Consider the following 13859-nt stretch of genomic DNA (forward strand, 5'->3'; position numbering starts at 1 on the left):
ACGACCGGCTCGACGGGGAAGGCGTACGGACATGCCGCACTTCCGCACGTACGACGAAGCCGAACTCGCCTACCGCACGACGGGCCCCGAGGGCACCCCACCGCTCGTCTGCCTGGCCGGCGGGCCGGGGCGCGACGCCGCGTACCTCGGGGACCTGGGCGGCCTCGGCGGCCCCTCCGGCACGCACCGGCTGGTGATCCCCGACACTCGCGGCACCGGCGAATCCCCCGTGTCCGACGACCCCGACCGCTACGCCTTCCCTTCCCTGACCCACGACATCGACGCGCTCCGCGACCACCTGGGCCTGGAGCGCTTCACGCTGCTCGCGCACGACGCGGGCGCGACCACCGCCCAGGCATACGCCGCCTCGCACCCGGAACGGCTGGCGGGTCTGGTGCTGGTCACGCCCGGCGCCCAACTCCAGGGCGAGCTGCCCGCGGACGCCCTGGAGATCTTCGAGTCCCGCAGCGCCGAGCCCTGGTGGCCGGAGGCTTCCGCAGCGGTCCGGCGGCTGGCCACGGCCTCGGACTGGGCCGAGGTCCGCGAACTGCTGATCCGCGCGGCCCCCATGGCGTACGCCCACTGGGACTCCCCGCAGCAGACCCACGCCGCGGCGGAGATGTCCCAGCTGAACCCGGTGCCGCGGGCCGGCTTCTGGCAGGGCGTGGACGAACCGGCCCGGCTGGCGCTGCTCAAGGGCCTCGCCGGGGTGCGGTGCCCGGTGCTGACGCTGACGGGCGAACTGGACGCGGTGTCGGGCGAACGGGCGGGGGAAGCGGTCTCCGAGTCCTTCCCGAACGCCGAGTGCCGCCGCCTGGCTGGCGTCGGGCACTACCCGTGGGTGGACGACCCCACGGCGTTCCGCACAGCGGTGACGGACTTCCTGGCCGCACTGTGAGCGCACCGTGAGCGCACCTGACGCGGGAGCAGCGCGGCAGCACACCACGTGAACCCGCTGTGCACATGCGGCACTGTGTGAACGCGGCATGGCAGTCGCGTTGCACAGCGCCCCGATCCCTTGAGCGAACTCCTCGACCGGCTTACGGTCGAGGAGTTCCCACACACGGCCGTGTGCCCGAGTGGCTCAGGGGCTCGCCTGCAAAGCGAGTTACGTCGGTTCGATCCCGATCACGGCCTCCAGCTCCCCGACCAGGGGCTACGGATAGGGCGGTATCCCCCACGGGGTACCGCCCTACTGGCGTCCGGCGCACTCCCGGCCCGGCCGACCGGAGCGCCGCCGCCCGGATCGCGCCCACCGCCCCGCACCGGACCTCGGCGTCAGAGAGCGCCGCCCGCCTCCTCGTCGAGCGCCTCCGGCCAGTACCGCCAGCCGTCGTCGCCCCGTATGCCGCCCGCCGCGTGGTCGCACGCGACCGGGTCGACCTCGGCCAGGATCTCCCGCAGCGTGGCCGCCAGGACGGCGTACGACTCGTCGGTGACCTTGTGCTCGGCGTCCACCGCCCGCGTCCGGCGCAGCAGCCAGAGAGTAAAGGCCAGCGTCGACACATCCGCGTTGACCGGCCGCAGCCCGGCGTCCTCGACGTGCCGGCCCAGGACCAGGCCGGTGGCCCCGTCGACCACGAGGTCGATGTCCTCGACGAGATAGCCGAGGCAGATCAGGCGGTCCGCACGCTCCGGCAGCAGGTCCTTGCCCTGATGCGCGTACACCTCCGCGAGAGTCCGTGCGGGCCGGTCCTCGTCGAGGGTGAACATCCCGCCGTCCACCGGCAGCCCCACGTCCCGCAGGAACCGCCGCGTCGGTTCGTGTGTGAGCGCGGTCGGCAGGTCGGCGTCCGCGAACCGCGCCACCTCGCCCACTCCGGAGTCCGCCTCGGACCTCGCGCCGGGCCCAGCCCCGGACTCCGCCCCGAACTCCGCGTCGAGCAGCCCCTCGGGCAGCTGGAGCCGCAGCCCGTCACCAGGTCCCGCGATGCACGCCAGCGGCCGTATCCGGGTCGCGATCGTCCAGTAGTCGCAGTCCTCGTCCGCGACCTCCCGCAGGGCCTCAGTGAGCCGTGTGACCGCCTCCGGGCCGTATTGCCCGGCGAACCGTCCCCCGAACTCCCCGGCCCCGGAGGCCAGTTCCTCGACCGCACCGGCCATGCGCAGCAGCGTGTCCAGGTCGGTGGCGAGCGGCCGTGCTTCGAGGAAGCGGCTTTCGATGTCGGCCAGCGCGACCCGTCCGGTCCGCCCGTCGAGGACGATCTCCTCCAGCTCCTCGCCGTCCGCGTCGATGAGGTGCCCGATCACGAGCATCTCCCCCACCCCGTCCGGCAGCTTCACCGCGTGCTCGTACTGCTCCGCGACCGTCGTCATGCGCCCCTCGGCAACCGGCCCGAACCCCAGCAGCGCGGTCTGCCTCGGCAGCCCTTCGCCGGACAGCCGCGCCCGGGTGGGCCCGTGCACCACCAGCGGGTGCAGTTCCTCCTGGACAACCCTCACGACCTGCATGGCGTTCCTCCCCCGAGCCGATGTCACCACGTACCCAGAAGGTTAATCGCCACCACTGACAACGCGACGGACGGCAACACCCGGACGGCTCCCCGGGCTCCCTAGCCGGGCAGCACGCACACCGGGATCGGAGCCTTCAGCGGCGCGCCCGCCGAGGACAGCCGGCCCGTGGCGCGGTCCACCCGGAAGGTCGTCACCGTGCCGGACTTCTGGTTGGCGGCGAACAGCAGCGTGCCGGACGGGTCGAGTGCGATGTGCCGTGGGTACGAGCCGCCCGACGGTGTGACGGACACCGGTCGCAGGGCCGCGCCGCCGCACTCGACGGCGAAGACGGCCAGGCTGTCGTGGCCGCGGTTGGAGACGTAGAGGTACCGCCCGTCCGGCGAAACCAGTACCCCGGCCGGGTAGTTGCGCTCCGGGAGCTCGGTGCCGGGCGGCAGGGCGGGCTGCGGGATACCCGGGGTCAGCGCCCCCGTTCGGCGGTCGTAGTCGCAGACCACGACCGTACTGTCGAGCTCGTTCACGATGTACGCCTGCGTGCCGGACGGGTGGAAGGCCAGATGACGCGGCCCGGCCCCGGGCCTCAGCGCGGCGCGGCTTCGCTCCTGGAGGCGCCCGCTGCCGGTGTCCAGGCGGTAGGTGTGGACGGTGTCGGTGCCCAGGTCGACCGCGAGGACGTACCGGCCGGCCGGGTCCATGACCACCATGTGCGCGTGCGGGCCCTCCTGCCGCTCCGGGTCGGGCCCCGACCCCTTGTGCTGTAGGACGTCACTGGCTTCGCCCAGTGTCCCGTCGCGCCCGACGGGGTGCACGCAGACGCTGCCGCCCGTGTAGTTCGCGCTGAACAGGAAGCGCCCGCCGGGGTGCACGGAAAGGTGGCAGGGGTCGGCCCCGCCGGTGCCCCGGCTGCCGAGCACCTCGGGCGCGCCGCGCCCCACCCGCACGGCGGTGACCGCACCCTCGGCCCGCTCGTCGACGGCGAACAGCGTCCTGCCGTCGGGCGAGAGCGCGAGGAACGAGGGGTTGGCGACGCCGCCGAGCACCCCGGTCGGGGTGAGCCGCCCGCTGCCGGGCCGGTAGGCGGCCAGCCCGATGCCGGTGCCGCCGCCCGGCTGCGAGGTGTACGTACCGAGATAGGCGGGGCGTACGGCCGGGGCCGCACGCGCGGCGGTCCCGGGGAGCGCGGCGGCGGCGACACCCACGCCGGCCAGCACCGCGAACCGCCGCCGGCTCAGGCCCGTACCGCCGTCCGCCCCGGAGTCCGTAACGGTTGTGCTCATGTCGCTGCTCATGAAGCCCCTCACGTCTTTCGAGCCGGCCCGTCAGTCGCGATCATGATCGATGGTGGCCTGGACCACCGCGTCAGGACAAGGGTCCGCGCGAGGCAACAGCGACGACCCGTTACGCGTTGGCCACGCCCACGGCCGCCTGGGGCCTGATCGGGAGGCGGTTGATAGGGCGGCCGGTCGCGGCCCGGACCGCCGAGGCGACCGCCGCCGGGGAGGTGACCACCGGGATCGCGCTGGCCGCCTTCGCGCCGAAGGGGGCCACCACGTCGCGTTCCTCGACGAGTTTCACGATGCGGATGTCCGGGGCGTCCAGGGACGTCGGCAGCGCGTAGTACGTCAGGTCGGGGTGGCGGACCAGGCCGCGGGGGGTGCGGAGGTTCTCGGTCAGCGCCGCGCCCACGCCCTGGGTTACGCCCGCCTCGATCCGGGAGACCAGTTGCGCCGGGTTGAGGACGCGGCCCACGTCCTGGGCCACGGCCATTTCGACCACCCGGATGGAGCCCAGTTCGATGTCCACGTCGACGATCGCGCGGATCGCGCAGAAGGCGAGCCCGACGAAGGCGTCGCCCTGGCCCATGTCGTCGAGGGGCTCGGTCGGGTGGGGTCTGCACTGGGCGGTTGCCCACAGTTCCTTGCCGTCCATCGCCTCGGTGACGGTGGTGGAGAGGACTCCGTCGTACGAGGTGATCTTGCCGTCGGCGATCTGGAGCAGCTCCGTGGACATGCCGAACTTGTGGGCGAGGGGCTGGAGCAGCTGGGTGCGGACCATCTTCGCCGCGCGTTCCACCGCGCCGCCCGACACCCAGGTGTGGCGGCCGTGCGTCGCAGGTCCCGCCGGGGGCTGGTCCGTGTCGACCGAGGCCACGCGCACCTCGTCGATGCCCAAGGTCTCCTGGACGATCTGGCGGGCGAGCGTGGAGAAACCCTGGCCGGTCTCGACCGCCGCGCAGATGACCGTCGCGACGCCGTCGTGGACCTTCACCGTCGCGGTCGAGACCTCGTCGGTGCCCTCCGCGCCGAGCATGTGGACCATGCCTAGGGCGTAGCCGACTCCGCGGCGTACGGCGCCGGGCTCGCCCGCGCCCTCCGGGCCGCCAGGCAGCAGCCAGTCGTCCTCCGGGGAGTCCTTGGGCAGGGTGGGGAGGCGGAAGTCCCGTACCGCGCGCAGGAGTTCGGCGACGGGGGCCGGGCAGGTGACCGTCTGTCCGGTGGGCAGCAGGTCGCCGGTGGCCAGGACGTTGCGCAGGCGCAGCTCGGCCGGGTCCAGGCCCAGCTTCGTCGCGAGCTTGTCCATCTGGCCCTCGTAGGCCGCGCAGACCTGGAGGGCGCCCTCGCCGCGGACATGGCCGGACGGGGGATTGTTGGTGCGTACGGCCCAGCCCTCGATGAAGGCGTGCGGGACGACGTACGGGCCGCAGGCGAAGGCGACAGCGGCGGCCAGCGACTCGGACGAGGAGTCGGCGTAGGCGCCCGCGTCGAGGAGGATCTGCGCCTCCACCTTCACCAGACGGCCCTCGGCGTCCGCGTGGTGGCGGTAGCGCAGCAGGGTCGGGTGGCGGTGGGCGTGGCCGAGGAAGGACTCCTCGCGGGTCGCGGCGAGCTTGACCGGGCAGCCGGTGCGCAGCGCCAGCAGGCCCAGCGGGATCTGGAAGCTGCCGTCCTCGCGGTCGCCGGTGGCTCCGGGGACCCCCGTCACCACGACCTTCACGCGCTCCTGCTCCAGGCCGAAGCAGGCCGCCGCACGGTCGCGGTCGGTGTGCGGGTCGGTGGAGGCGGTGTAGATCTCGACGCCGCCGTCGGGGCGGGGGACCGCGAGGCCCGCTTCCGCGCCGATGGGGGCCGGGTCCTGGCGGCCGATGCGGTAGAGGCCCTCGACGATCACCTCGCCGGCGACCTCGGGGTCGCCGAAGCTCAGCGGGATGTGCCGGATCAGGTTGCCGTCGGGGTGCAGGGGTTCGGCGGCGAACGCCTGCTCCGGGTCGGTGACCGGGTCCAGGATCTCGTACTCGACGGCGATGGCGGCGGCGGCGAGGCGCGCGGTGTCGGGGTGGTCGGCGGCCACCGCGGCGATGGCCTCGCCGTGGTGGCGGACCAGCACGGAGGCGAAGACGGGGCGGTCGGCGACGGTCCGGCCGTGCGCGGGGTCGCCCGGCACGTCCTCGTGGGTGACCACGACGCGGACACCGGGCATCTCGGAAGCGGCGGTGGTGTCGATCGAGACGATGCGGGCGTGTGCGTGCGGGGAGCGCAGCACGGCGGCCCACAGCAGGCCTTCGGCCCACAGGTCGGCCGCGTAGGGGAAGGTGCCCTCGGTCTTCGCGCGGGCGTCGGCCGGCGGGAGCGAGGCGCCGAGCCCGTGGGCGGGCGGCTCCTGCGGAGCGCCCCCGACCGCCGGGCTGCCGGTCGCGGTGGCCGCGTCGTTGGTCACGCCATGCCTCCGTCGTGCGGGTGGGGCTGCTGCTGGACACTGCCGGCGCCCGGCGGTGCCTGGTGCGGGATGCGCGCTTCGTCGGCGGTGCTCGCGCCTCGCTCGGCGACCACTTCGCGTACCGCTTCGAGGACACCGCGGTAGCCCGAGCAGCGGCAGAGGTTGCCGCACAGGGCCTGGCGGGTCTCCAACTCGCTGGGGGCGTGGTTGCCCTCAAGGAGGTCGTGCACGGTCATGGCCATGCCGGGCACGCAGAAGCCGCACTGGACGGCGCCGCAGGTGGCCAGCGCGCGCTGTACGTCGGAGGGCTCGCCGTCGGTGGCCAGGCCCTCGACGGTACGCACCTCACTGCCGGCGGTGGTGGCGGCCGGCACCAGGCAGGAGGCGACGAGACGGCCGTCGACCTGCACGGCGCAGGCGCCGCACTCGCCCTGGGAGCAGCCGTCCTTGGCGCCGGCGAGGCCGAGGCGCTCGCGCAGGACGTACAGGAGGGACTCGCCGATCCAGGCCTCGGTGACGGGCCGGTCGGCGCCGTTCACCCGCAGGACGTAGGAGGCGTGGGGGTGCTCGCTGGGGACCGGTTCGGCGAGGGGGGCGACCTGTTCGGGCGCGGCCTCAGCTTCCGGCTCGGGGGGGATGTCCGCCTCGGGTGCGGCGTGCGCGACCGCGTCCGACGGCTGTGGGGCGGCCTCGTCCGGCTGCGGCTGCGGCTCCTGCGAGGACAGCGGCGGCATCGGGATCGCGGACGACGCCGATTCCTGTGCGGTTTCCGGGGCCGGCGCGTGCTCCTGAGCTGTCTCCGGGGCCGGCGCGTGTTCCTGGGCGAGCGCCGCGGCCCAGGGGGCGGGCGCGCCGCCCGGCAGCGTCATGCCCGCGTCGTCCGTGTTCGCCCAGGGTGCGCTGGCACCGCCCGGCAAGGTCACCGGGGGCCGGCCGCCGGACCACTGGGAGGCGAGGGCCGAGGTGGTGAACTCGCCCGATTCGTCCGGGAGATCACCGTTGGCCACCGGGATGGTCCACTGGCCCGTGAGCTCGGACGCGGAAACGCCCGGGTCGGGTGCGCCGCCACCGGCCCCGGTGTCGCTCCCCGCGTCGCTCCTGTTGTCGCCGAAGTCCCACTGGCCCGTGGCGCCCGACTCGTGCGGGGGAAGCGGAGCCTGGGCGGGTGCGGCTCCCGGCTCCGGCCAGCGCAGCTCGCCGGGCAGCGGCGGCAGGCTCCAGGTCCCGGTCGCGCCCGGACCGGCGTCCGTGCCCGGCGCCACCGGGCCGTGCGGAGCGTCGTGCGGGGCGCCCTGCGGCGTGATGTGCGGCGGCGGTACGTAGTCGTGGCCCGGCGCGGCCAGGGGCTCACCGATGCCCGTCATGCCCTCGGGCAGCTGCACGAACGCCGTGGCGTCCGCGTCGTACTCGCCGCCCTGCGGGATCGGCTGCCAGCCGCCGGGGGCCCGCGGGGCTCCGGGGGCCCCGTGCCCGTTCTCGTGCCCGTTCTCGTGCCCGTTCTCGGGGTCGTGCTCGTTCATGACAGTGCCCTCCCCAGCGCCCGTCGGGCCAGCGTGGCGACCGTGCGCCGCAGGTGCAGTACGGCGGGCAGCAGCGCGGGGGGTGCCTCTCCCCCGTCCACCGCCGGCGCCGGGTCAGGGATGCACGCGGCGGCGACGTACTCGCCGAACGCGGCGCACGCCTCGGGCGCCAGCTTGCGGTCCGCGTCCCACTCGATGAGCGAGGCGATCCAGCGCTCCGCCTCCATGGGGCGCAGCGGCATCGGCGCGATCGCGCCGACCGCGCAGCGCACCTCGCGCCGCGCCGGATCGAGGACCAGGGCGACGGAGGCGGTGGCGCGGCCGGGCCCGGTGCGCCCGGTGGCCTTGAAGAACACCTGCGGGGCGTGCAGCAGTGGCACCCGTACGAAGCCGATGAGTTCGCCGGCGCCGAGCATTTCGCGGCCGGCCAGCAGATGGGACACGGGGATCGTGCGGCGCGCGCCGCCCGGTCCCGCGACCACCAGGGTGGCTTCCAGCGCGGCCAGGACGGGCAGCGCGTCGCCGGTCGGGGCGCCGGTGACGATGTTGCCGCCCAGCGTTCCGGCGTTGCGGATCTGCGGTGGGCCGGCGGCGCGCGCCGCGGCGGCCAGCGCCGGGATGAGGGCCGCGAAGTCGGGCCGTCCCATCCGGGCGTGGGTGAGGCCCGCGCCGAGCAGCGCGTGGCCGTCCTGGTACTGCCAGCCGCGGATCTCGCTGATCCGGCCGAGCCCGACCAGGGCGGCGGGCCTCAGCTGCCCGGAGTTCACCGATGCCATCAGGTCCGTGCCGCCTGCGACGGGCACGGCGGCAGGCATGGCGGTGAGCGCCGCCACGGCCTCGTCGAGCGAGGCCGGGAGCGTCACGGACTGCGCTGCCTGCGGTGCGTGCGTGGTCAACCCAGCTGCCCCTTCCCGGTGTCCCGGCTGTGCCGTCTGTTGCGCCGTACGGTACGTGCTCACAGCCCGGACGTGGCAACTCTGGCACATCTCGCGAACCGTCCGACGCGAGGGTCCACCAGGGGACTCTCGTCCCCGACCAGGGCATTGGTCCGCTTTCGCACGTCATTGGCGGTGCGTGCGAAATGCCACTCTTCCGTGACCGTTGTACGACTTATGCCGTCCGGGGCTTCGAGTTGTACCGGGCCGGCGCCTCCACGGTCCCAGGCCCCGGACGGCGGGGCAGCCGGCTCGCGGGCCTCTCACACGTTCGGGGGCGCACCCTCGATCGGGCGTCCGAGACTGGCCGTCATCCCTTCGGGAGCGGGCCGCTTCTGCCACGGCAACGGGCCGCCCGGCGGGCGGTAGCCGACGCCCATCGCGTCAAGTCGGGCGTAGTGCCCGGCCATCCGCGTCTCGAAGCCGGCGAAGTCGCGGTCCGCGGGGGCGGGCAGCGCCGACCAGGCGACCTCGGCGAAGGCTGCGAGGCGCGGGAACGTCTGGTAGTCGACGCGGCCCTGGTTCTCCATCACCTCGGTCCATACGTTGGCCTGGGTGCCGATGACGTGACGCGCCTCCTCCTCGGTGAGCTGCGGCGGTACGGGCTCGAAGCGGTAGACGTCCTCCAGGGTGCGTACGTATCCGATGGGCATCGGCTCGTCCGGACCGCCGTCCTGCCGGTGGTCCAAGTACACCTGCTGCTCGGGGCACATGACGACGTCGTGTCCGGCCTTGGCCGCGGCGATGCCGCCCGCGTACCCGCGCCAGGACGACACCGCGGCGCCGGGCGCGAGGCCGCCTTCGAGGATCTCGTCCCAGCCGATGAGCCGGCGCCCGCGCTCGGACAGCCAGGTGTCGAAGTGCCGGATGAACCAGGACTGCAGCTCGTCCTCGTCGGCCAGGCCCAGTTCCTTCATCCGGGCCTGGGCGGCCGGGGACGCCTTCCACTGGTCCTTCATCGCCTCGTCGCCGCCGACGTGGATGAAGGTGGAGGGGAAGAGTGCGAGGAGTTCCTCGAAGACGCCCTCGTAGAAGCGCAGGGTTTCGTCGGTGGGCGCCAGGACGTTCGCGTTGATGCCCCAGGTGTCCCAGACCTCGATGGCCGCCGTGTCGACGACGTCGGAGTTGCCGAGCTCCGGGTACGCGGTGATCGCGGCCTGTGAGTGGCCCGGGATGTCGATCTCGGGGACGACGGTGATGTGCCGCTCGGCGGCGTACGCGACGATCTCGCGGATGTCGTCCTGGGTGTAGTAGCCGCCGTGTGGCGTGTCGGTCCACAGCCCGGACGCCCGGTGGCCCCATTTGGTGCGCGCGCGCCACCCGCCGATCTCGGTGAGCTTCGGGTGGCGCTTGATCTCGACGCGCCAGCCCTGGTCGTCGGTGAGGTGGAAGTGGAAGACGTTGAGCTTGTGCGCGGCGAGCAGGTCCAGGTAGCGCAGGACGCCGTCCTTGGGCATGAAGTGACGTGACACGTCGAGCATCAGGCCGCGCCAGCCGAAGCGCGGCTTGTCCTCGATGGCCACCATCGGCACCGACCACTCGCGCGCCGGGTCGAGGGGCGCGCGCCGGTAGGCGTCCGGGCCGAGGAGCTGGCGCAGGGTCTGCGCGCCCCAGAAGACGCCCGCCGCGCTGCCGCCCACCAGGAGCACCAGATAGCCGTCCACGACGAGGCGGTAGCCCTCCGGGCCCAGCTCGTCCTCGACCTCGGGGTCGATCCGCAGCTCGATGCGGCTGCTGTCGTCGCCTTCCGGCAGCGGCAGCCCGGTCGCGGCGCCGACCGTGGCGCGCAGCCAGCGGGCGACGCCCTCGGTGCCGGGGTGCGCGACCAGAACGGTGTCGCGGCCGAGGGGGTAGTGACCCTGGGCGGGGGGCGCCCAGGCGGCGGCGGGGGGTGCCGGGACCAGATCGAGCATGACGTCAGTCCTTAACCGCTCCGCCCAGTCCGGAGACCAGGCGTCGCTGTACGAGTACGAAGAAGACCAGTACCGGGATGGTCATCACCGTCGAGGCTGCCATGATCCCTCCCCAGTCGTTCTCCTCGGGCTTGAAAAAGACCAGGAGCGCCATCGGCAGGGTCGACTGGGAGGTGTCGCTGATGATGAAGGACTTGGCGAAGAGGAAGTCGTTCCACGTCGAGATGAACGAGAAGACGCTCGTGGCGACCAGGCCGGGGAAGACCAGCGGGAAGAGGATCTGCCACAGGAAGCGGGTGCGGCTGGCGCCGTCGATGTACGCCGCTTCCTCCAGCGCCTCGGGGACCGCCTTGACGAAGCCCCGCAGCATCCACACCGCGAACGGCAGCGAGAAGGCGATGTGCGGGAGGATCAGCGAGCCGAGCGTGTTGAGCATGCCGAAGTCGCGCATCTGGAAGAACAGCGGGATCGTCAGCGCCTCGATCGGCACCATCTGCGCCACCAGGAACATGATGAGCAGCGTCGTGCGGAACTTGAAGCGGAACCGGGTCACGGCCGTCGCCGCCAGGAACGCGATGAGCGCGGACGCGATGACCACGGTGCCCGCCACCAGCAGGCTGTTGAGGAAGTAGCGGCCGAATTCCTCCTGCTCGAAGACGCGCCGGAAGGAGTCCAGGGACGGCGAAAGCGTCCAGGGCCTGGCGTCCTTCGACTGGATCTCACCGGCCGGCTTGAAGGCGGAGAGGACCATCCAGTAGAGCGGGAAGGCCACGGCCACCGCGATCAGCAGCGCCGAGACCTCCGCCGCCAGCCGCCAGGGTCGGCGTACCCGGGCACGTACAAAAATTGACGAGCTCACAGCTCTTCCCCCTGGCGTCGCAGCAGCCGCAAGTACACGAGGGTGACCGCCAGCAGGATCACCAGCATCACCACCCCGATCGCCGAGCCCAGGCTGTACTGCGAGGACGCGAAGGCCTTTTGGTAGGCGTAGACATTGAGTACGAGGTTCTGGCCGGCGATGCCTCCGCCGTTGGTCATGACGTAGATCTGGGTGAAGACCTTGAAGTCCCAGATGATCGACTGGATGGTGACGACCACCAGGATCGGCCGCAGCATCGGCGCCATGACCGACCGCCAGATCCGCCACTGCGAGGCCCCGTCGAGGGAGGCAGCCTCCAGGACCTCGCCGGGGATCGCCTTGATGCCCGCGTAGACGGTCACCATCACGAACGGGAACGAGCACCAGACGACTTCGAGGAGTACGAGCGCGAAGGCGCTGTAGCGCTCGTACGTCCAGGAGAAGTCGCCCAGGCCCAGGACCTTGTTGACCGGGCCGAAGTCCGGGTCGAAGAGGAAGACCCAGACCGTCGACCCGGTGATGGCCGGGGTGGCCCAGGCGCCGAGGGCGGCCATCATCAGGATGAGCCGGGGCAGGGCCCTGATGCGGGTCAGCAGGACCGCGAGGGTGCAGCCCACCGCCAGGGTGGTGAGCACGCAGGCCGCGGCGAAGAGCACGGTGGCGAGCAGGACCTGCCAGAACTGCGGGTCGTTGAACAGCTCCTGGTAGTTCCCAAGACCTTTGAAGGTGGTCGGTTCGCCGCCGCTGACCTGGGCCTGGGTGTACTCCAGGAAGGAGATCAGGCCGAGCTGGTAGACGGGGTAGATGAGCAGCCCGCCGAGTACGACGAGGGCGGGCGCGAGGTAGAGCCAGGGGGTCCAGCGGCTGCCGTGCCGCCCGGACCGCTTGCGCGGTGCGGGCGGCTCGGCGCTCTCGCGGACCGCGGCGGGTACCGGGGCCGGGTCCGCCGTCGCGTTCTGTGTCATCGGGCTCAACCTGCTGATCCGAAGGCGTCGTTCATCTTCTTCGCGGCGTCGCCGGATGCGGCGGCGACGTCCTTGCGGCCGCTGACGACCTCCTGGAACATCGTCGGCAGGACCAGCGAGGAGTCGATCTGCGCCCAGCCGGGCGAGGCCGGGGCGGCCTTGGCACCCGCGTCGAGCGTCGCGATGAAGGGCTCGATGAACGGCTCCTTGAGCGCGGCCTCCTTGCGGACGTCGGTGTACGTCGGCAGGAAGCCCATCGCGCCGAACAGGTCGGCCTGCGCCTTCTTGCCGGCCAGGGACTTCATCAGGTCGACGGCGAGCGTGCGGTGCGAGCTGCTCTTGAGTACGCCGAGGTTGTTGCCGCCCGCGAAGGCCGGGGCGATCTCGCCCGCCTTGGTGCTGGGCAGCGGCACGACCGCGTACTTGCCCTTCACGCTGCCTGCCTCGACGGCCGCGTGGCTGAAGTCGCCGCCGATCGCCATGGCCGCCTTGCCGGAGGCGAAGGCGGTGACGGTGTCGTTGCCGCCCATCTCCGCACACTTGGCGGCCGGGCAGTTGTCGCCGCCGAAGAGCGAGGTGTACGACCTGATGCCCTTCTGGGCGGCCGGGCTGTTGATGGCGGCCTTGTAGGTGCCGCCGTCCTCCTCGGCGATCTCGCCGCCGTTGGCCCAGATGAAAGGCATCGCGCCGTAGGTGTAGGCGCCGCCGACCGCGATCCCGTACAGCTCCGGCTTCTCCTTGTGGATCTTCTTGGCGGTGGAGACCAGCTCGGCCTGCGACTTGGGTGGCTCGATGCCCAGGTCCGTGAAGACGTCGGTGCGGTAGTAGAGGGCGCGTACGCCGACGAAGAGCGGGGCGCCGTAGACCTTGTCGTCGACCGTCACCGACTCCTTGGCGGTCGGGTCGGTGTCCTTGGCCTCGTCCCAGGCGCCGAACTCCTCGGTGACGTCGGCGAGTCCGCCGTCCTTGACGTAGCCCGCGGTATCGGTGTTGCCGTACTCGATCAGGTCCGGTGCGCTCTTGGGGTCGTTGAACGCGGCCTTGATCCGCTGGGCGCGGGTCTCCACCGGTATGTACTCGATCTCGACCCTGGCGTCCTTGTTCTTCGCCCGGAAGGCGTCGACCGCACGGTCGACCACCTTCTCCTTGGGCTTGTTGCTGACCTCCTGGAAGAGCCAGACGCGCAGGGTGCCGCTCTTCTCGTCCTTCTTCGCACTGTTGTCGGAGGTCTGCGGGGCACAGGCGGTGGCGGTGAGTCCGGCCAGGACAAGTGCGGCGGCGGGCGCGGTGATTCGAGCAGAGAGCTTCATCCGGGACTCCTGTGAGTCGGCGTTGCAGGATACGCAACGGCGGTTTCGCGCTGCACAACAGCAGGAGGCTAAAGCCACCCTCACCCCCGAACAAGAGGTCTCAACCACCTTGTGACCAGGGGGAGCATCCCGTGCAACGCGAAAGGCCCCCACGGAGCGTGTTCAGCGCTCCGCGGGGGCCGTTCGTAC

At 72.4% G+C, this 13859-nt stretch carries 10 protein-coding genes and 1 tRNA gene; 2 read left to right on the forward strand and 9 right to left on the reverse strand.

Annotated elements, in window-relative coordinates; all coding sequences use genetic code 11:
* The first annotated feature begins 31 nt into the window (after positions 1–31).
* Together QMK30_RS05760 and QMK30_RS05765 are read left to right on the forward strand one after the other, a co-directional pair.
* On the forward strand, positions 32–898 hold the full coding sequence (locus QMK30_RS05760) for an alpha/beta fold hydrolase (RefSeq protein WP_283516045.1): 867 nt from the start codon (positions 32–34) through the stop codon (positions 896–898).
* 167 nt (positions 899–1065) lie between these two features.
* Positions 1066–1140, forward strand: a tRNA-Cys gene (locus QMK30_RS05765).
* Positions 1141–1278: 138 nt separating this feature from the next.
* On the opposite strand, the gene QMK30_RS05770 is transcribed toward QMK30_RS05765, so the two are convergent.
* The 9 genes from QMK30_RS05770 to QMK30_RS05810 form a co-directional block, all read right to left on the reverse strand.
* Complete coding sequence (locus QMK30_RS05770; protein WP_283516046.1) at positions 1279–2451, reverse strand: SUKH-4 family immunity protein; 1173 nt, start codon at positions 2449–2451, stop codon at positions 1279–1281.
* A gap of 101 nt (positions 2452–2552) precedes the next feature.
* Positions 2553–3731, reverse strand: coding sequence for a lactonase family protein (locus tag QMK30_RS05775; RefSeq protein ID WP_283516047.1), 1179 nt, complete (start codon positions 3729–3731; stop codon positions 2553–2555).
* A gap of 121 nt (positions 3732–3852) precedes the next feature.
* On the reverse strand, positions 3853–6168 hold the full coding sequence (locus QMK30_RS05780; RefSeq protein WP_283516048.1) for a xanthine dehydrogenase family protein molybdopterin-binding subunit: 2316 nt from the start codon (positions 6166–6168) through the stop codon (positions 3853–3855).
* Positions 6165–7688, reverse strand: a complete 1524-nt coding sequence (locus QMK30_RS05785; protein ID WP_283516049.1) for a (2Fe-2S)-binding protein — start codon at positions 7686–7688, stop codon at positions 6165–6167. Before QMK30_RS05785 ends, QMK30_RS05780 begins: the two co-directional genes overlap by 4 nt.
* The gene (locus QMK30_RS05790; protein ID WP_283516050.1) at positions 7685–8584 is read right to left on the reverse strand and encodes an FAD binding domain-containing protein; all 900 of its coding nucleotides are present in this window, start codon (positions 8582–8584) and stop codon (positions 7685–7687) included. Before QMK30_RS05790 ends, QMK30_RS05785 begins: the two co-directional genes overlap by 4 nt.
* 302 nt (positions 8585–8886) lie before the next feature.
* The gene (locus tag QMK30_RS05795) at positions 8887–10536 is read right to left on the reverse strand and encodes a beta-N-acetylhexosaminidase (RefSeq protein ID WP_283516051.1); all 1650 of its coding nucleotides are present in this window, start codon (positions 10534–10536) and stop codon (positions 8887–8889) included.
* 4 nt (positions 10537–10540) lie between these two features.
* A complete protein-coding gene (locus QMK30_RS05800) occupies positions 10541–11395 on the reverse strand; it encodes a carbohydrate ABC transporter permease (RefSeq protein WP_283516052.1) in 855 nt (284 codons plus the stop codon).
* A complete protein-coding gene (locus QMK30_RS05805) occupies positions 11392–12360 on the reverse strand; it encodes a carbohydrate ABC transporter permease (protein ID WP_283516053.1) in 969 nt (322 codons plus the stop codon). The genes QMK30_RS05800 and QMK30_RS05805 overlap by 4 nt, the downstream gene beginning before the upstream one ends.
* Before the next feature lie 5 nt (positions 12361–12365).
* Positions 12366–13670 carry an extracellular solute-binding protein gene (locus tag QMK30_RS05810; protein WP_283516054.1) on the reverse strand — a complete coding sequence of 435 codons (1305 nt, stop codon included), beginning with the start codon at positions 13668–13670 and terminating at the stop codon, positions 12366–12368.
* Positions 13671–13859 lie beyond the last annotated feature (189 nt).

The organism is Streptomyces sp. H27-C3, from assembly GCF_030063415.1.
Classification (GTDB): domain Bacteria; phylum Actinomycetota; class Actinomycetes; order Streptomycetales; family Streptomycetaceae; genus Streptomyces.

Coding starts and splice junctions, on each gene's coding strand:
- QMK30_RS05760 (WP_283516045.1), top strand. CDS start 32: ATGCCGCACTTCCGCACGTACGACGAAGCCGAACTCGCCTACCGCACG.
- QMK30_RS05770 (WP_283516046.1), bottom strand. CDS start 2,451: ATGCAGGTCGTGAGGGTTGTCCAGGAGGAACTGCACCCGCTGGTGGTG.
- QMK30_RS05775 (WP_283516047.1), bottom strand. CDS start 3,731: ATGAGCACAACCGTTACGGACTCCGGGGCGGACGGCGGTACGGGCCTG.
- QMK30_RS05785 (WP_283516049.1), bottom strand. CDS start 7,688: ATGAACGAGCACGACCCCGAGAACGGGCACGAGAACGGGCACGAGAAC.
- QMK30_RS05795 (WP_283516051.1), bottom strand. CDS start 10,536: ATGCTCGATCTGGTCCCGGCACCCCCCGCCGCCGCCTGGGCGCCCCCC.
- QMK30_RS05805 (WP_283516053.1), bottom strand. CDS start 12,360: ATGACACAGAACGCGACGGCGGACCCGGCCCCGGTACCCGCCGCGGTC.
- QMK30_RS05810 (WP_283516054.1), bottom strand. CDS start 13,670: ATGAAGCTCTCTGCTCGAATCACCGCGCCCGCCGCCGCACTTGTCCTG.